The organism is Pseudomonas sp. KCJK9111 (assembly GCF_046231935.1).
Lineage (GTDB): Bacteria > Pseudomonadota > Gammaproteobacteria > Pseudomonadales > Pseudomonadaceae > Aquipseudomonas > Aquipseudomonas parafulva_B.
Map to the genome: position 1 here is coordinate 1 of NZ_JBJJMO010000082.1, position 16,558 is coordinate 16,558.

At 62.3% G+C, this 16,558-nt stretch carries 18 protein-coding genes and 2 pseudogenes; 19 read left to right on the forward strand and 1 reads right to left on the reverse strand.

Going from position 1 to position 16,558, the window contains the following annotated elements:
- The first annotated feature begins 34 nt into the window (after positions 1–34).
- From hslV to phaZ, 5 genes are all read left to right on the forward strand, one after another.
- Positions 35–565 (forward strand): ATP-dependent protease subunit HslV, encoded by a 531-nt coding sequence (hslV, locus tag ACK59L_RS19750; protein ID WP_023533032.1) that lies wholly within the window; start codon positions 35–37, stop codon positions 563–565.
- A gap of 75 nt (positions 566–640) precedes the next feature.
- Complete coding sequence (hslU, locus tag ACK59L_RS19755) at positions 641–1,984, forward strand: ATP-dependent protease ATPase subunit HslU (RefSeq protein WP_023533050.1); 1,344 nt, start codon at positions 641–643, stop codon at positions 1,982–1,984.
- Positions 1,985–2,119: 135 nt separating this feature from the next.
- Complete coding sequence (locus tag ACK59L_RS19760) at positions 2,120–2,497, forward strand: gamma-butyrobetaine hydroxylase-like domain-containing protein (protein ID WP_409275516.1); 378 nt, start codon at positions 2,120–2,122, stop codon at positions 2,495–2,497.
- 258 nt (positions 2,498–2,755) lie between these two features.
- Positions 2,756–4,432, forward strand: coding sequence for a class II poly(R)-hydroxyalkanoic acid synthase (phaC, locus tag ACK59L_RS19765; RefSeq protein WP_409275518.1), 1,677 nt, complete (start codon positions 2,756–2,758; stop codon positions 4,430–4,432).
- A 62-nt stretch (positions 4,433–4,494) separates the two neighbouring features.
- Entirely contained in the window at positions 4,495–5,307 is an 813-nt protein-coding gene (gene phaZ, locus ACK59L_RS19770; RefSeq protein ID WP_409275520.1) for a poly(3-hydroxyalkanoate) depolymerase, read from the forward strand.
- A gap of 54 nt (positions 5,308–5,361) precedes the next feature.
- Here the strand turns inward: phaZ and ACK59L_RS19775 are convergent, their stop codons facing one another.
- Positions 5,362–5,637: a polyhydroxyalkanoic acid system family protein gene (locus ACK59L_RS19775; protein ID WP_023533042.1), complete on the reverse strand. Its 276-nt coding sequence runs from the start codon at positions 5,635–5,637 to the stop codon at positions 5,362–5,364.
- Between the two features lie 124 nt (positions 5,638–5,761).
- On the opposite strand from ACK59L_RS19775, the gene ubiE reads away from it, so the two are divergent.
- The 14 genes and pseudogenes from ubiE to ACK59L_RS19845 all read left to right on the forward strand — a co-directional run.
- Entirely contained in the window at positions 5,762–6,532 is a 771-nt protein-coding gene (gene ubiE, locus ACK59L_RS19780; RefSeq protein WP_058604286.1) for a bifunctional demethylmenaquinone methyltransferase/2-methoxy-6-polyprenyl-1,4-benzoquinol methylase UbiE, read from the forward strand.
- A complete protein-coding gene (locus tag ACK59L_RS19785) occupies positions 6,532–7,155 on the forward strand; it encodes an SCP2 domain-containing protein (protein ID WP_409275522.1) in 624 nt (207 codons plus the stop codon). The genes ubiE and ACK59L_RS19785 overlap by 1 nt, the downstream gene beginning before the upstream one ends.
- Positions 7,152–8,768 carry a ubiquinone biosynthesis regulatory protein kinase UbiB gene (ubiB, locus tag ACK59L_RS19790; RefSeq protein ID WP_409275524.1) on the forward strand — a complete coding sequence of 539 codons (1,617 nt, stop codon included), beginning with the start codon at positions 7,152–7,154 and terminating at the stop codon, positions 8,766–8,768. The genes ACK59L_RS19785 and ubiB overlap by 4 nt, the downstream gene beginning before the upstream one ends.
- A gap of 72 nt (positions 8,769–8,840) precedes the next feature.
- Positions 8,841–9,233, forward strand: a complete 393-nt coding sequence (gene hisI / locus ACK59L_RS19795; RefSeq protein ID WP_058639873.1) for a phosphoribosyl-AMP cyclohydrolase — start codon at positions 8,841–8,843, stop codon at positions 9,231–9,233.
- A 1-nt stretch (position 9,234) separates the two neighbouring features.
- Entirely contained in the window at positions 9,235–9,570 is a 336-nt protein-coding gene (locus tag ACK59L_RS19800) for a phosphoribosyl-ATP diphosphatase (protein WP_409275527.1), read from the forward strand.
- Positions 9,571–9,624: 54 nt separating this feature from the next.
- Complete coding sequence (locus tag ACK59L_RS19805; protein WP_023533071.1) at positions 9,625–9,906, forward strand: twin-arginine translocase TatA/TatE family subunit; 282 nt, start codon at positions 9,625–9,627, stop codon at positions 9,904–9,906.
- Between the two features lie 3 nt (positions 9,907–9,909).
- Positions 9,910–10,299 (forward strand): Sec-independent protein translocase protein TatB, encoded by a 390-nt coding sequence (gene tatB, locus ACK59L_RS19810; protein ID WP_409275529.1) that lies wholly within the window; start codon positions 9,910–9,912, stop codon positions 10,297–10,299.
- The gene (gene tatC, locus ACK59L_RS19815; protein WP_196135548.1) at positions 10,296–11,084 is read left to right on the forward strand and encodes a twin-arginine translocase subunit TatC; all 789 of its coding nucleotides are present in this window, start codon (positions 10,296–10,298) and stop codon (positions 11,082–11,084) included. The genes tatB and tatC overlap by 4 nt, the downstream gene beginning before the upstream one ends.
- Entirely contained in the window at positions 11,081–11,788 is a 708-nt protein-coding gene (locus tag ACK59L_RS19820; RefSeq protein ID WP_196135549.1) for a 16S rRNA (uracil(1498)-N(3))-methyltransferase, read from the forward strand. Before tatC ends, ACK59L_RS19820 begins: the two co-directional genes overlap by 4 nt.
- 215 nt (positions 11,789–12,003) lie before the next feature.
- Positions 12,004–12,948 (forward strand): annotated as a pseudogene (locus tag ACK59L_RS19825) (methyl-accepting chemotaxis protein); the annotation flags it as partial.
- The gene (locus ACK59L_RS19830; RefSeq protein WP_409275534.1) at positions 12,940–13,803 is read left to right on the forward strand and encodes a methyl-accepting chemotaxis protein; all 864 of its coding nucleotides are present in this window, start codon (positions 12,940–12,942) and stop codon (positions 13,801–13,803) included. The pseudogene ACK59L_RS19825 and the gene ACK59L_RS19830, both read left to right, overlap by 9 nt.
- A 279-nt stretch (positions 13,804–14,082) precedes the next feature.
- Positions 14,083–15,123: pseudogene (locus ACK59L_RS19835) on the forward strand (methyl-accepting chemotaxis protein); the annotation flags it as partial.
- Positions 15,124–15,321: 198 nt separating this feature from the next.
- Positions 15,322–16,026 carry a methyl-accepting chemotaxis protein gene (locus tag ACK59L_RS19840; RefSeq protein WP_409275536.1) on the forward strand — a complete coding sequence of 235 codons (705 nt, stop codon included), beginning with the start codon at positions 15,322–15,324 and terminating at the stop codon, positions 16,024–16,026.
- Positions 16,027–16,118: 92 nt separating this feature from the next.
- The coding region (locus ACK59L_RS19845) for an RHS repeat-associated core domain-containing protein (protein ID WP_409275532.1) at positions 16,119–16,558 on the forward strand (440 nt) is incomplete at its 3' end.

A 16,558-nucleotide genomic window follows, 5' to 3' on the forward strand; every position in this document is an offset into this window, starting at 1 on the left:
AGGCATTTTCGCCCCGCTGCGTGGAGACTCTCCCTTGACCACCATCGTTTCAGTCCGCCGCAATGGCAAAGTCGTCATGGGCGGCGACGGCCAGGTATCCCTCGGCAACACCGTGATGAAAGGCAACGCCAAGAAAGTGCGTCGCCTGTACCACGGTCAGGTCATCGCGGGCTTTGCCGGCGCCACTGCCGATGCCTTCACCCTGTTCGAACGCTTCGAAGGCCAACTGGAGAAACACCAGGGCCACCTGATTCGCGCGGCCGTGGAACTGGCCAAGGAATGGCGTACCGACCGTTCCCTCAGCCGCCTCGAAGCCATGCTGGCCGTGGCCAACAAGGATGCTTCGCTAATCATCACCGGCAACGGTGACGTGGTCGAGCCTGAAGACGGCCTGATCGCCATGGGTTCCGGCGGCGCCTACGCCCAGGCCGCAGCCCGTGCGCTGCTGAACAAGACCGACCTCTCGGCCCGCGAAATCGCCGAGACCGCGCTGAACATCGCCGGTGACATCTGCGTGTTCACCAACCACAACCTGACCATCGAGGAGCAGGACCTGGCCGAGTGATCAGCTGCTCTGGCGCCCCGTCCCGGTGACGGGGCTTTTCCACGCTGAATCATTCGTATCAGGACCCTATTGATCATGTCCATGACCCCCCGCGAGATCGTCCACGAACTCAACCGCCACATCATCGGCCAGGACGACGCCAAGCGCGCCGTGGCCATCGCCCTGCGCAACCGCTGGCGGCGCATGCAGCTCCCTGCCGAGCTGCGTGCCGAAGTGACGCCCAAGAACATCCTGATGATCGGCCCCACCGGCGTGGGCAAGACCGAGATCGCCCGGCGCCTGGCCAAGCTGGCCAATGCCCCGTTCCTCAAGGTCGAAGCCACCAAGTTCACTGAAGTGGGCTATGTGGGCCGCGATGTGGAATCCATCATCCGCGACCTGGCCGACGCGGCCTTGAAGATGCTGCGTGAGCAGGAAATCATCCGCGTGCGCCACCGCGCCGAAGATGCCGCCGAAGAGCGCATCCTCGATGCCCTGCTGCCACCGGCACGGGCCAGCAGCTTCAGCGAGGAAGCCGCCCAGACCAGTTCCGATTCCAACACCCGCCAGCTGTTCCGCAAGCGCCTGCGCGAAGGCCAGTTGGACGACAAGGAAATCGAAATCGAGGTGGCCGATGCCGTGGGCGTCGAAATCGCCGCGCCTCCTGGCATGGAAGAAATGACCAACCAGTTGCAGAGCCTGTTCGCCAACATGGGCAAGGGCAAGCGCAAGTCGCGCAAGCTGAAGGTTCGTGAAGCGCTGAAAATGGTGCGCGACGAGGAGGCCGGTCGCCTGGTCAATGAAGAAGAGCTCAAGGCCAAGGCGCTGGAAGCGGTCGAGCAGCACGGCATCGTGTTCATCGACGAGATCGACAAGGTCGCCAAACGCGGCAATGTCGGCGGTGCCGATGTCTCCCGTGAGGGTGTACAGCGCGATCTGCTGCCGCTGATCGAAGGCTGCACGGTCAATACCAAGCTGGGCATGGTCAAGACCGACCACATCCTGTTCATCGCCTCGGGCGCGTTCCACTTGAGCAAGCCGAGCGACCTGGTGCCTGAACTGCAAGGTCGCCTGCCGATCCGCGTGGAGCTCAAGGCCCTGACGCCGGAAGATTTCCAGCGCATCCTGCGCGAGCCGCATGCCTCGCTGACCGAGCAGTACCAGGCACTGCTCAAGACCGAAGGGCTTAACATCGAGTTCGTCGAGGATGGCATCAAGCGTTTGGCCGAGATCGCCTACCAGGTCAACGAGAAAACCGAGAACATCGGTGCCCGTCGCCTGCACACGTTGCTCGAACGCCTGCTCGAAGAGGTGTCGTTCAGCGCTGGCGACCTGGCCAGCGCCCATGACGAAGCGCCGATCCAGATCGACGCAGCTTACGTGAACAGCCACCTGGGCGAGTTGGCCCAGAACGAAGACCTGTCCCGCTACATCCTGTAACGGGCCTGCGCCAGGCTGCAAGCGAGCCCGTGCGGCGCTTGCAGCCTGGCGACACAGGTTTTTTGCTCAAGAAGCTGGCGAGCGCTTCTTGCAGCGGGTAGCGTGCGGTGTGTAACTCAAACAGAGATCACGCCCATGGCTCGCATGCCTACCGCCATCAACCTGCACAAAGCCTCCAAGACCCTGCGCCTTACCTACGGGCCCGATGAGGTCTACCACCTGCCCGCCGAATTCCTGCGCGTGCACTCCCCCTCCGCCGAAGTCCAGGGGCACGGCAACCCCATTTTGCAGTTTGGCAAGGTCAACGTCGGCCTCGTCGGACTGGAGCCGGCGGGTCAATACGCCTTGAAACTTACCTTCGACGATGGCCATGACAGCGGCCTGTTCACCTGGGAATACCTGGAGCAGCTGTGCCTGCGGCAGGATGCCTTGTGGGCCGAATACCTCGAGGCGCTGCACAAGGCCGGCAAGACCCGTGACCCTTCGGAGTTCGTGGTCAAGCTGATGCTTTAGCCGCTCCCCTCGCACGCGCCTTCGTCCGCCATGCCGGCCCAACTGACAATGATAAGGAGCTTACGACAGCGCCAGGTTGCTTCGCGCCTGAAACTCGGGTAACCAGTAGAGGTGGCCATTTACCAGCATGGCGCTGCAGGCGCCTGATCGTCCGTAGCACTGCAGGACGCGGTCACGGATTACCCGAGTAGCGGTATCAGGGACACGTCGGTGCACCCTCGCCAGCCGGTACTCGTCTCAGACAACGGAGCGTCGCGGATGAGTAACAACAACAATGAAGATCAGCAGCAGAGCCCGCAACGCGCCACGGGCCTGAACCCGATGGTGGGCGTTCGACGCAAGGACCTGTTGGGCACGGCCCAGACCGTGCTGCGCCAGGCTGTGCGTCAGCCCCTGCACAGTGCCAAGCACGCGCTTGCCTTCGGGCTCGAACTGAAAAATGTGATGCTGGGCAAATCGAGCCTTGCCCCTGCCAGCGATGATCGCCGCTTCAACGACCCGACCTGGTCACAGAACCCGCTTTACCGACGTTACCTGCAAAGCTACCTGGCATGGCGTAATGAACTGCAGGCCTGGATCAGCAGCAGTGACCTGCCCCCTGAGGACATCAGCCGCGGGCAGTTCGTCATCCATCTCATGACCGAAGCGCTGGCGCCTACCAATAACCTGTCCAATCCTGCCGCGCTCAAGCGCTTCTTCGAGACCGGCGGCAAGAGCGTGCTCGATGGTCTGTCGAACCTGGCCAGGGACGTGGTCCACAACGGCGGCATGCCCCGCCAGGTGAACATGGATGCTTTCGAAGTGGGCAAGGACCTGGGCAGCAGTAGCGGCGCGGTCGTGTACCGTAACGAGGTGCTGGAATTGATCCAGTACAGCCCCCTCACCGAGCAGGTGCATGAGCGGCCACTGCTGGTGGTGCCACCGCAGATCAACAAGTTCTACATCTTTGATCTGTGCCCGGAAAAAAGCCTGATGCGCTTCTGTCTGGACGCCCGGCAACAAACCTTCATGGTCAGTTGGCGCAACCCGACCAGGGCGCAGCGTGACTGGGACTTGTCTACCTATGCGCAGGCACTTGGCGAGGCGGTGGACGCCGTGCTGAGCATCACCGGCAGTGCGACCCTGAACATGCTCGGTGCATGCTCAGGGGGGATTACCTGCACCGCGTTGCTGGGTCATCTAGCGGCGCGTAATGAAACCAAGGTCAATGCCTTGACCCTGCTGGTCAGCGTGCTGGACGCCACGCTCGACAATGCGCTGGCATTGTTCGTCGACGATCAGGCGCTGGATGCGGCCAAGCGTCAATCCCAGCAGGCGGGGGTACTCGAGGGCAGCGACCTGGCCCGGCTGTTTGCCTGGATGCGTCCCAACGACCTGATCTGGAACTACTGGGTCAACAATTACCTGCTCGGCAATGAGCCGCCAGCGTTCGACATCCTGTACTGGAACAACGACACCACGCGCCTGCCCGCCGCATTCCATGCCGACCTGATCGAGATGTACAGGCGCAATCCGCTCACCCGTCCCGGTGGCCTCACTGTCTGCGGTACCGCCATCGACCTCAAGCAGGTCAAGTGCGACCTCTTCAGCGTGGCGGGTAATGCCGACCATATTACGCCTTGGCAGGCCTGCTATCGCTCGGCGCGACTGTTCGGGGGCAAGGTCGAGTTCGTGCTGTCCAACAGCGGGCACATCCAGAGCATCATCAACCCGCCCGGCAACCCGAAGGCGCGCTTTCAGGCTGGGGATGGCCAGCATGACGATCCGCTTGCCTGGCAACAGAACGCCGTCAGGCACGTCGATTCATGGTGGCTGCACTGGCAGGGCTGGCTGGCCGACCGAGCCGGGGCATTGATCGAGGCACCGGGCCACTTGGGGTGCCGCAGCCATCCTGCAGCCGACGCTGCGCCAGGCAGCTACGTGCACCAGCGTTGAACCTCTGCGCCGTGGCCACCTGCGCGGTGCCAAGGCGTTTACCTGCTCCAGGAGCCATGCGCATGCCGTCACCTTACGTGTTCAAAACGGTCGAGCTCGATGGCCTGTCCATCCGTACCGTCGTGCGTCCAGGTCAATCGATCTTGGCGCCCTTGCTGATCTTCAACGGCATCGGGGCCAACTTCGAGCTGATATTTCCGTTCATCGAAGCACTGGACCCCGACCTGCAGGTCATCGCCTTCGACGCCCCTGGTGTGGGCGGCTCATCCACGCCGCAGCGGCCTTATCGGTTTTCAGGGCTGGCCCGGCTCGCCACTCGGCTGCTCGACACCCTAAATTACGGCCAGGTCAACGTCATCGGCGTGTCGTGGGGAGGTGGGCTGGCTCAGCAATTCGCCCATGACTACCCGCAGCGCTGCCGAAAACTCATCCTGGCTGCCACGGCCGCAGGCGCGGTCATGGTACCTGGCAAGCCCAAGGTGTTGTGGAGCATGGCCAGCCCCCGCCGGTACGTAGACCCCTCCCATGTCATGCGCATCGCGCCGCTGGTGTATGGCGGCGGGTTTCGCCGGGATCCACACTTGGCGCTAAAGCACGCGGCCACGGCACGCTCGGCTGGCAAGCTGGGTTATTACTGGCAACTGTTCGCGGCACTTGGCTGGACCAGCATCCATTGGCTGCACAAGCTCCGCCAGCCCACCCTGGTGCTGGCCGGGGATGACGATCCGTTGATTCCGCTGGTGAACATGCGTCTGCTGGCCTGGCGTATCCCCAATGCGCAGTTGCACATCATCGATGATGGTCATCTGTTTCTGATCACCCGGCCACACACCATCGCGCCGGTCATCATGAAGTTTCTGGCCGAGCCAACCTGAAACGCCCCACTCGCGATCACCGGCCGAACCGGGCCGAACGGCCGGTGTCCAGATTCAGGCAAGTGCCTTGTCCAGCGCCCGCTCGATTTCGCCCTTGATGGTGCCGCTCATCATCGACATCATCATGCCGAGCTTGAGATCGACACGGATGCTGTCCTGGCCGATGTGCACGCTGCCGTTCGCGCCGCTGCGTGCTACATCGACGCGGTCGCCATCCCACGAGGCCTTGAGGTCATACTCGCGGCTGAGGCGGTCCACCAGCGCTTGGGCCTTAGCACGGGCGGCGTCGCGCCCGAGGGTGTGTTTGCGTTCGACGCTGATCTGGGTCATGCGGGTGTTCCTGAACATGTAGACATAATCGGCATTATGCCCGCCCCCGCCTGGCGGCACACCCCGCCAAGACAAATCCGCTCGTTCGCCCTAGAATGGCGTCAATTAATTTCGGTGAAGCGATATGAACGACCAGCGCAAAGGCGACCACGCCGAACCCACGACCCATTTTGGCTACCAGGACGTGCCTGAAAGCCAGAAGGCGCGCAAGGTCGCCGAAGTGTTCCACTCGGTGGCGGCCAAATACGACCTGATGAACGACGTGCTCTCCGGCGGCATGCACCGCCTGTGGAAGCGCTTCACCATCGAGCTGTCGGGCGTTCGCAGCGGCAACCGTGTGCTGGACATCGCCGGCGGCACGGGCGACCTGGCAGCCAAGTTCTCGCGCCTGGTGGGCCCGACCGGGCACGTGGTGCTGGCCGACATCAACGAGTCCATGCTCAAGGTCGGCCGCGACCGCCTGCTGGACCGTGGCGTGGCCGGCAACATCGAGTTCGTCCAGGCCGACGCTGAAAAGCTGCCGTTTCCGGACAACCATTTCGACTGCGTGACCATCGCCTTCGGCCTGCGCAACGTCACCCACAAGGAAGACGCCATTCGCTCCATGCTGCGCGTGCTCAAGCCGGGTGGCCGCCTGCTGGTGCTGGAGTTCTCCAAGCCGACCAACAAGCTGATGTCCAAGGCCTACGACGCCTACTCGTTCGCCTTCATGCCCCTGGCCGGCAAGCTGATCACCAACGATTCCGAGAGTTACCGCTACCTGGCCGAATCGATCCGCATGCACCCTGACCAGGAAACCCTCAAGGCCATGATGGTACAGGCCGGGTTCGACCGGGTGACCTACCACAACATGACCAGCGGCATCGTGGCCGTGCACCGGGGGATCAAGCCCTGATGCTCATGGCCGGTCTGCTCGCCAGCGCCGAACATGGCCTGAACCGCGTCCTGCGCATGGACAGCACGGCATTGCCAAGGCTAGCGGCGCTGGAAGGCAAGGTCATCGAGATCGACTGCCGCCAACCGGCCATTCAGGTCTTCATCCTGCCCGACGAGCAGGGCCTGATGCTGGCCAGTGCCTGGGAAGGCGAGGTCGACTGCCGGTTGAGCGCGCCGGCGGCAAGCTTGGCGCACCTGGCGTTGTCGCGAGACAAGACGGCAGTCCTGCACAGCCCACACGTGGCGTTGCACGGCGATACCGCGGCCCTGCTCGATCTGTTCGGCATTCTCCAGGACCTGGAGCTGGACTGGGAGCATGAGCTGCAGAAGTGGCTGGGCCCTGTGCCCACGGCCCTGATCGCAGGGCACATCCGCCTGCGCACCCGTTGGACCCGTCAAGGCCTGGCACGCCTGAGCCAGAGCCTGTCCGAGTATCTGGCGGAAGAATCGCGTACGCTGGTAGGCAAACGCGAAGCCGAGGCCGCCTTCAGCGAACTCGATGCCATGAAGGTCGATACAGAACGCCTCGAGGCGCGCATCTTGCGCCTTTCCCGATCCCTTGATTCCAGCGATAACGCATGAAGTTGCTCGCCTTCCGCCGCCTTTTCCGCATCCAGCGCGTCGTCATCCGCTACCGGCTCGATGACCTGCTGTTCGACTACCCTCTGCCCTGGTGGTTGATGAGCCTGCGGCTGCTGTTGCCGTGGCGCTGGCTGCCACGTCGCGCCTCCGAGCTGAGCCGCGGCGCGCGGTTGCGCATGGCGCTGCAGGACCTGGGGCCTATCTTCATCAAGTTTGGCCAGCTGTTGTCTACCCGGCGCGACTTGCTGCCCACCGACATTGCCGACGAACTGATGCTGCTCCAAGACCGCGTACCGCCGTTCGACCCGCAGAAGGCCGTGGCGCTGATCGAAGCCCAGCTTGGGGCCAAGGTGGGTGAGGTGTTCAGCCGCTTCGACGTGGAGCCCCTGGCGTCCGCATCGGTGGCGCAAGTGCACGCCGCGCGCCTGAAAAGCGGTGAAGAAGTGGTGGTCAAGGTGGTACGGCCGGGGCTCAAGCCAATCATCGCTGCCGACATTGCCTGGCTGTTCCTGATCGCCAAGGGCGCCGAGCGCCTTTCTGCCGATGCACGTCGCCTGCACCCGGTGGAGGTTGTCGGCGATTACGAGAAAACCATCTACGACGAACTCGACCTGCTTCGCGAGGCGGCCAACGCCAGCCAGCTGCGGCGCAATTTCGAGGATTCCGAGCTCATGTACGTGCCCCAGGTCTATTGGGACTGGTGCCGGCCCAAAGTGCTGGTGATGGAGCGTATCTACGGCGTGCCAGTGACCGACATGGTTACCCTCGCCGATCAGCGCACCGACATGAAGATGCTGGCCGAACGCGGCGTCGAAGTGTTCTTCATGCAGGTGTTTCGTGACAGCTTCTTCCATGCCGACATGCACCCGGGCAACATCTTCGTGAGCACGGTCAAGCCGTGGAGCCCCAAGTACATCGCCATCGACTGCGGCATCGTCGGCAGCCTCACCGATGAAGACCAGGATTACCTCGCGCGCAACCTGATTGCCTTCTTCAAGCGCGACTATCGCCGCGTCGCCCAGCTGCACATCGACTCGGGCTGGGTACCGGCCAACACCAAGGTCAATGAGTTCGAAGCGGCCATCCGCACCGTGTGCGAGCCGATCTTCGAAAAACCCCTCAAGGACATTTCCTTCGGCCAGGTGCTGATGCGCCTGTTCCAGACCGCGCGCCGCTTCAACATGGAAGTGCAACCTCAACTGGTGCTGCTGCAGAAGACCCTGCTCAACATCGAAGGCCTGGGGCGTCAGCTGTACCCTGAACTGGACCTGTGGAGCACGGCCAAGCCTTACCTTGAGCGCTGGATGCGCCAGCGCATGAGCCCCAAGGCCTTGCTGGGCAACCTGCACAGCCAGGCTGAGCAGTTGCCGCACCTGGCCAACATGACCCGGGACTTGCTCGAACGACTGTCGCAACCGCACCTGCACGACCCCAAGATGCCTGAGCGCCGTAATGGCGACCATTGGGCCCTACGCCTGCTCGGTGCCGGCTTGCTGGGCGGGGGCGTGATCCTGGGCGGTGTCGCCCTGCAGGCCGGTAGCCTGGCGGCAGCCACGGCGTGGCCGGCCTGGTTGATGCTGGCCGCAGGCCTTTACCTGATCGTGCGCCAATAGCCAGCCGCGCCCGTGGCTGGCACACTAGCGCAAAAGGCCCGCGACGCAGACGGGCCCGTTTTGGAGTCGACGATGAAAGACTGGCTGGACGAGATCAAGTGGAACAGCGATGGCCTGGTGCCGGCCATCGCCCAGGACCACAAGACCGGACGCGTGCTGATGATGGCGTGGATGAACCGTGAAGCACTGGCATTGACCGCTGCCGAGCAACGCGCCATCTACTGGTCGCGCTCGCGCGGCAAACTGTGGCGCAAGGGCGAGGAGTCGGGCCATGTGCAAAAGCTTCACGAAATGCGCCTGGACTGCGACGCCGACGTGATCATCCTCATGGTCGAGCAGGTGGGCCACATCGCCTGCCATACCGGCCGGGAAAGCTGCTTCTACCGCGTCTACGCAGACGGCCAGTGGGCCACCGTCGACCCGGTCCTGAAAGACCCGCACGCCATCTACGACGCAGGACACTGACATGAGCGACACCCTCAACCGGCTGGCCGCCGTGCTCGAAGAACGCAAGCAGGCGGCGCCGGACAGCTCCTATGTGGCCAGCCTGTACCACAAGGGCCTCAACAAGATTCTGGAAAAGCTCGGCGAAGAGTCGGTTGAAACCATCATTGCCGCCAAGGATGCTGCGCTCACCAAGGACTGCAGCGACGTCATCTATGAAACGGCCGACCTGTGGTTTCACAGCCTGGTGATGCTCAGCGCCCTGGGTCAGCACCCGCAAGCCGTGCTCGACGAGCTCGACCGGCGCTTCGGGTTGTCGGGCCATGACGAAAAAGCCGCCCGCCAGCCTTCGGCCTGATGTATGTTCAGGGCTGACGCCCGGTGACCTTCACACAATTTTCGGGAGTACGAAATGGGTATCTTTGACTGGAAACACTGGATCGTCCTGCTGGTCGTGGTGGTGCTGGTGTTCGGCACCAAGAAGCTGAAGAACCTCGGCAGCGACCTGGGCGAATCGATCAAGGGCTTTCGCAAGGCCATGAACGAAGAAGAAACCAAGCCGGCTGAACCTACCCCCCCTCCGGCCCAGCCCGTACCCCCGGTGCAACCGGTGCAGACCACTGCCCAGGCCAGCCAGGGCCATACCATCGAAGGCCAGGCCCAACCGGTCCAAGAGCCGCAGCGGAAAGACTGACTTATGTTCGGCATCAGTTTCAGCGAGCTGCTGCTCGTCGGCCTCGTCGCCCTGCTGGTGCTCGGCCCCGAGCGCCTGCCGGGCGCCGCCCGCACGGCGGGCTTGTGGATCGGCCGGCTCAAACGCAGCTTCAACAGCATCAAGATGGAAGTCGAGCGCGAAATCGGCGCCGATGACATCCGCCGCCAGCTGCACAACGAGCACATCATGCACATGGAAGAGCAGGCCAAGCGCATCCTCAACCCCAATGCGCCGCCTGCCCAGCCTCCGGTGACCACGGCCACCGTGCAGCCCCCTGCTGGCCTGCCAACCACGCCAGCTGAAACCGATGCAACTGCCCCTGCCACTGCGCACCCTACCCCTGTAGCGCCCGAGCCGCCGCGAGCCCCATGAGCGAGAATCCGGAACACGACCAGCCCATGCCGCTGGTTTCGCACCTGACCGAACTGCGCACCCGCCTGCTGCGTTGCGTTGCCGTCATCTTCCTGATCTTTGCCGGGTTGTTTTCCTTCGCCCAGCAGATCTACACCCTGGTCTCGGCGCCGCTGCGTGATCATCTGCCCGCCAATGCGACCATGATCGCCACTGACGTGGCCTCGCCCTTCCTGACGCCGTTCAAGCTGACCATGATCGTTTCGCTGTTCCTGGCGATCCCCTTCATCCTGCAGCAGGTCTGGGGCTTCATCGCACCAGGCCTGTACCGTCATGAAAAGCGCATCGCCATACCCCTGCTGATGTCGAGCATCGTGCTGTTCTATGCCGGCATGGCCTTTGCCTATTTTCTGGTCTTCCCGTTGATCTTTGGCTTCTTCGCCAGCGCAACGCCTGAAGGCGTATCGATGATGACCGACATCGCCAGCTACCTGGACTTCGTGATGACGTTGTTCTTCGCCTTCGGCGTAGCCTTCGAGATTCCGGTAGCCGTGGTGCTGCTGGTCTGGATCGGCGTGGTCGATGTGAAGTACCTGAAGAAGATCCGCCCCTACGTGATCATTGGCTGCTTCGTTGTGGGCATGGTGCTGACGCCCCCGGACATCTTCTCCCAGACCCTGTTGGCGGTCCCAATGTGGCTACTGTTCGAGGTCGGCGTGCTGTGCGGCAGCCTGATTCGCAAGCGCGGCAGCGACGAACAGCCTGCCGATGATCATCAAGACCAACCACCCGCGACGCAGCCGTGAACCTGCTGCTGCTGGAGGAGGCCGACTTCATCGCGGCTGACCGGGTTGTATTGGCTGATCGGCGTTTCGTCCATATGCAGGACGTGCACGGGGTCGCCGTCGGTGACACGTTGCGCGTTGGCCGCATCAACGGCCTGATGGGCCTGGCGACGGTGCAGCGCCTGGAGCGCCATGAAGCCGAGCTTCACGTCAGCTTCGATCAGGCGCCACCGGCCAAGCTGCCGTTGACCCTGGTGCTGGCAGTGCCACGGCCCAAGATGCTGCGCAGGCTGTTCCAGACCGTCGCCACCCTTGGGGTGCCGCGCCTGATCCTGCTCAACAGTTACAAGGTGGAAAAGAGCTTCTGGCAAACCCCTTTCCTTCAGCCCGACGTCATCCGTGAAAACCTGATCCTGGGTCTGGAACAGGCACGTGACACCGTGCTGCCGGAAGTCATCATCGAAAAACGCTTCAAACCCTTCGTCGAGGACCGTCTGCCTGCCATCGCCGAAGGCACCCTTGGGCTGGTCGGTCACCCAGGCGACTATCCCGACTGCCCTCGCGCGGTAGAACAGGCAGTCACCCTGGCCATTGGCCCGGAAGGCGGGTGGATCCCCTACGAGGTGGATCTGCTGGGCAAAGCGGGTTTGGCCCCGGTGCAGCTCGGTGCACGCATCCTGCGGGTGGAAACAGCCGTCACGGCCTTGCTCTCACGTATATTCTGACGAACTAGTCAGCTTTTACCCATCAAGTTTCTGTTTCCCTGGCCGATGGCATTGGCAACAACAACTAAATCGTGCTGCCAAGCCGCCAGGGAGTTTCTATGAATCAATGGTTAACCCAGCTTTTGGGCAACGTGAGTGTGACCCGCAAACTGGCGCTGGGCTTCGGCCTGGTGTTGCTGCTGACACTGATCATCACCCTGACCGGGTGGCACGGCATGAATAGCATCACGGCCAGGGGTGACAAGCTGGGCAACATCTCGATCATCCAGCAATACGCCCAGGAACTGCGCATTGCCCGCCAGCATTATGAGCGCCAGCGCGACGAAGCCTCGATCGGCGAGATGGAGAAGGCGCTTGGCACCCTGGACCGTCAGGTTCAGCTGATGCTTGGCCAGATCGACGAACCCGCCGATCATCAGCGCCTCGAACAGCAGCGCGATGCGGTAGCGGCCTACCAGCAAGCCTTCGCGCAGCTCAAACAGTCGAGCTTGCGGCGCGAGGCCAGCCGTGGCGTGCTGGGGGACAGCGCGGACAAGGCCGTTGAACTGGTGGGCCGGGTCCAGCAGCGCCTGCTTCAAGCGGGCGATATCACCCAGTACCGATATGCCGTCACCGTCAACAGCCTGCTCCAGCAAGCGCGCTTCCAGGTGCGTGGTTATACCTACAGCGGCAACGCCGACTATCAGCAGACGGCACTCAAGGCCATCGACCAGGCGCTGGACGAGTTGCGAGGGCTGCCCGGCAAGCTGCCTGCCGAATTCGCCGCCGGCCTGACCGACGCCAGTACCGCCATGGGCGGCTACCGCGACGCCGTGATGCAGTTCGGCGAAGCGCAGAGCGCCAGCGCCCAGGCGTTGCAGCAGATGGCCGACCAAGGCGTGACCTTGATGCAGACCAGCCAGGCCATGACCAGCTCGCAGACCCAGGTACGTGACACGGCGGCCGCTCAGGCAAAGGCGTTGCTGGGGTTGGCCACGGGCCTGGCCGTCTTGCTGGGCCTGCTGGCAGCCTGGGTGATCACCCGCCAGATCATCCTGCCCCTGCGCGAGGCGCTGCGAGGGGCTGAACGGGTGGCCAGCGGCGATCTCACCCTGCATGAGCCTTCGAGGCGTCGAGACGAGCTTGGCCAGTTGCAGGTCAGCATGCAGCGCATGACCCAAGGCCTGCGCGAACTGATTGGTGGCATAGGCGATGGCGTAACCCAGATTGCCAGTGCTGCCGAAGAGCTCTCGGCAGTGACCGAGCAGACCAGCGCAGGGGTTACCAACCAGAAGGTGGAGACTGACCAGGTTGCCACGGCGATGAACCAGATGACGGCGACCGTTCACGACGTCGCACGTAACGCCGAGCAGGCCTCGGAGGCAGCCGTCATGGCCGACCAGCAGGCCCGTGAGGGCGATCGTGTGGTCAGCGAAGCGGTGGCGCAGATCGAGCGGCTGGCCAGCGAGGTGGCCAACTCCAGCGAAGCCATGAGCCAGCTCAAGGGGGAAAGCGACAAGATCGGTAGCGTGCTGGATGTGATCAAGTCGGTGGCCCAGCAGACCAACCTGCTGGCGCTCAACGCGGCGATCGAGGCGGCCCGTGCAGGCGAGGCCGGACGCGGGTTTGCAGTGGTGGCTGACGAGGTGCGCAGCCTGGCGCAACGCACGCAGCAATCCACCGAGGAGATCGAGGAACTGATCGCCGGTCTGCAAAGCGGCACCCAGCGCGCAGCGAGCGTGATGGACAGTAGCCGGCAACTCACCGACAGCACCGTCGAACTGACCCGCCGTGCAGGCAGCTCGCTGGAAAACATCACCCGTACGGTCTCGTCCATCCAGGCGATGAACCAGCAGATCGCCACGGCAGCCGAGGAGCAAACGGCGGTGGCCGAAGAGATCAACCGCAGCGTGATCAACGTACGGGATATTTCAGACCAGACCTCGGCGGCCAGCGAACAGACTGCCAGTTCCAGTGTCGAGCTGGCCCGCCTGGGCACTCACTTGCAGGGCTTGGTGGGGCGTTTCAAGCTTTGACGGGCAGCTCTTTCGGCGCGGTCAATGACCATGCCAGTCAATAGGCGCATTCAGAATGAGGCTCGCACGCAGCCTCTTTATGCGCGCGCAGGTGGCTTGAATAGGCGCGTACCGGGCATTGCCGTTATAGCTGCGTAACCGAAAAAGATCTGACTAGACGGTCCGAATTTTCCTACATGGATTTCAGGTCAAGTCCTACACGTCCTCCGCCGATGGGCAGGGATGGCTTGCACGTATTGCGCGTGCTCTTCATTCCTTCCACTTGCACGGAGAATCCCCATGCTCGGTTACCTCAACCGCAAGCTCGGCAACATCAGCGTCGCCGCCAAGTTGGCCCTTGGTTTCGCCGTGGTGCTGCTGCTCACGCTGGTCACTACGATCAGTGGCTGGCGCGCCCTGGACGGCGCCATCGTTCGCTCGCAGCAATTGAGTGAAATTGGCGAAATCAATGACCTGACCAAGGACCTGCGCGCCGAGCGCATCACGTACCGTGTGCTCGACGATGAGCAGAGCAAGACGCGGATCGGCCGCATACTCGAACAGCTGAGCGCTATGCTCACTACCCTTCAGCAGCGCAGCACAGTCGAAGAATCACGGCAGATGCTCACCGAAAAGCTGGGTTTGCTGCAGCAATTGCGCGATGACTTCACTGAGCTGCAGCGCACGGCCACTAGCCGCGCCACCTTGCGCCAGGCCCTGCTCGTCCAGGAGCAGAAGCTCAGCGCAGCCATCGATGAACTTGAAACCCAGGCCCTGTTGAAGATGCCTGCCGATGGGCAGCAGACCAACGTGCTGGGCATGATGGACACCCTGAGCCGGCATGTGGAGAGCGCCAACCAGCAGAGCCTGGTACCGGCCTACACTTTCTCCCCTGTCGAAGACTTCGCCAAGGTCGGTGAAAGCGCCTTGGAGGCCGCAAGCACTAGCCTGGCTCAGCTGGTCAAGGGCCTGGCGCCTCTCGGGCTGCCGCGCGCCGTGATCGAGCAATCAGGCACCGAATTGGCCCGATACCGTGCCACCTTGGATCAATACCGCCAAGTCGCCGTCAAGGCCGAGCAACTGCAGAACACCATGGAGCGCCGCGGCGACGAGTTACGCTCGGTGAGCCTGGAACTTGGCAAGCGCAAGGTCGAACAACGCGACAGGGAAGCACTGGCCGCCCGCTCGCTGTTGACCACCGTGGCACTGCTGGCGCTGTTGGTCGGCGTGGTCGCCGGGTGGCTGATCACATTGCAGATCACTCAACCGCTGCGCCAGACCCTGGAGGTGGCTGCGCGTATCGCCAAAGGGGACCTGAGCCAGGTCGAGCCGGTGCAGCGCCGCGATGAGATGGGCAAGCTGCAGGCCAGCATGCGTGAAATGACAATAAGCTTGCGCGAACTGATCGGCGGCATCGACCACGGTGTCGGGCAACTCTCGCAAGCCGCGTCGCAACTGGCCTCCAGCAGCGAAGACACCAAGGTGCGCATCAGCCAGCAGCGAGAGGAGACCGACCAGGTTGCCACTGCCATGAACCAGATGAGCGCCACGGTCCAGGAGGTGGCGCAAAATGCAGAGCAGGCATCGATGGCCGCCACCAATGCCGACCAGCAGGCGCAGGTGGGCGATCAGGTGGTGACCGAAGCCATTGGGCGTATCGAACAGTTGTCCGGGCAGATGGACCATTGCCTGGCAGCCATGCAGCACCTGGCCGGCGAGAGTCAGCGCATCGGCAGTATTCTGGACGTGATCAAGTCTGTCTCCGAACAGACCAACCTGCTGGCACTCAACGCCGCCATCGAGGCGGCACGGGCAGGTGAAGCCGGGCGGGGCTTCGCGGTAGTGGCCGATGAAGTGCGCGGCCTGGCCCAACGCACCTCTACCGCCACGGAAGAAATCGGTCAACTGATCGACAGCCTGCACAACGGCACCGACGAAGTTACGCGCTTGCTGGACAGCAGCAAGAACCTTACCGAGCAAAGCGTGGAATTGAGCCGCAGGGCAGGCGATGCGCTGAGCCAGATCACCGGGACGGTCTCGAGCATCCAGGGTATGAACCAGCAGATCGCCACTGCCAGCGAACAGCAGAGCGTGGTGGCCGAACAGATCAATCGCAGCGTGTTGAATGTGCGCGATGCGTCCGATCAGACCAGTGCAGCCAGTGAACAGACGGCCGCTTCAAGTGGAGAGCTGGATCAGTTGGGGCAGCAGCTGAGGGGAATGGTCGGGCGTTTCAGCTTGTAAATACACAGGCAACTGGCAAAAGTGCCAGTTGCCTCCCCTTCAATGCTCACCCTAGCCTACTAATATCGACAATAGTAAAATGCGGGGTCTATATGCACACTGTAAATACTCAGAAAACTCAGCAAAATTCCGTCTACATGCCCTACGGCTTTGCTCCTGCTGCTGCATCGGCACTGATCACTTACACCGGCGAACACTACGATGTTAGTTCAAAAGGATATTTATTGGGCAATGGCTACAGACTTTATCTACCGTCACTTATGCGATTCACCTCGCCAGACAGCATCGCTCCTTTCGAAACACTTAATAACTACTCATATTGTGGCGCAGATCCTGTAAACCACATAGACCCGTCGGGGCATTTCCATATAAACCCACATGTCGCCAGTAGAATCTGGAATAAGACAAGGTACGTAGAGAGATCTATAGCATTAGATAACAAGAAGGCTGCTGCTTTGAAAACACTCAACAAGCTACAGCACACGAAAGAACAAATCAAAAACTACCAGTCACCCAGAGACAAGCTTAAAGC

Excerpts from the sequence above, each read along its gene's own strand:
- ACK59L_RS19805 (WP_023533071.1), top strand. The coding sequence starts at position 9,625 with ATGGGTATCTTTGACTGGAAACACTGGATCGTCCTGCTGGTCGTGGTG.
- phaZ (WP_409275520.1), top strand. The coding sequence starts at position 4,495 with ATGCCGTCACCTTACGTGTTCAAAACGGTCGAGCTCGATGGCCTGTCC.
- ACK59L_RS19830 (WP_409275534.1), top strand. The coding sequence starts at position 12,940 with ATGACCCAAGGCCTGCGCGAACTGATTGGTGGCATAGGCGATGGCGTA.
- ACK59L_RS19775 (WP_023533042.1), bottom strand. The coding sequence starts at position 5,637 with ATGACCCAGATCAGCGTCGAACGCAAACACACCCTCGGGCGCGACGCC.
- ACK59L_RS19800 (WP_409275527.1), top strand. The coding sequence starts at position 9,235 with ATGAGCGACACCCTCAACCGGCTGGCCGCCGTGCTCGAAGAACGCAAG.
- ACK59L_RS19840 (WP_409275536.1), top strand. The coding sequence starts at position 15,322 with ATGAGCGCCACGGTCCAGGAGGTGGCGCAAAATGCAGAGCAGGCATCG.
- ACK59L_RS19785 (WP_409275522.1), top strand. The coding sequence starts at position 6,532 with ATGCTCATGGCCGGTCTGCTCGCCAGCGCCGAACATGGCCTGAACCGC.
- hslU (WP_023533050.1), top strand. The coding sequence starts at position 641 with ATGTCCATGACCCCCCGCGAGATCGTCCACGAACTCAACCGCCACATC.
- ubiB (WP_409275524.1), top strand. The coding sequence starts at position 7,152 with ATGAAGTTGCTCGCCTTCCGCCGCCTTTTCCGCATCCAGCGCGTCGTC.
- hisI (WP_058639873.1), top strand. The coding sequence starts at position 8,841 with ATGAAAGACTGGCTGGACGAGATCAAGTGGAACAGCGATGGCCTGGTG.
- tatC (WP_196135548.1), top strand. The coding sequence starts at position 10,296 with ATGAGCGAGAATCCGGAACACGACCAGCCCATGCCGCTGGTTTCGCAC.
- ACK59L_RS19760 (WP_409275516.1), top strand. The coding sequence starts at position 2,120 with ATGGCTCGCATGCCTACCGCCATCAACCTGCACAAAGCCTCCAAGACC.
- phaC (WP_409275518.1), top strand. The coding sequence starts at position 2,756 with ATGAGTAACAACAACAATGAAGATCAGCAGCAGAGCCCGCAACGCGCC.
- ubiE (WP_058604286.1), top strand. The coding sequence starts at position 5,762 with ATGAACGACCAGCGCAAAGGCGACCACGCCGAACCCACGACCCATTTT.
- tatB (WP_409275529.1), top strand. The coding sequence starts at position 9,910 with ATGTTCGGCATCAGTTTCAGCGAGCTGCTGCTCGTCGGCCTCGTCGCC.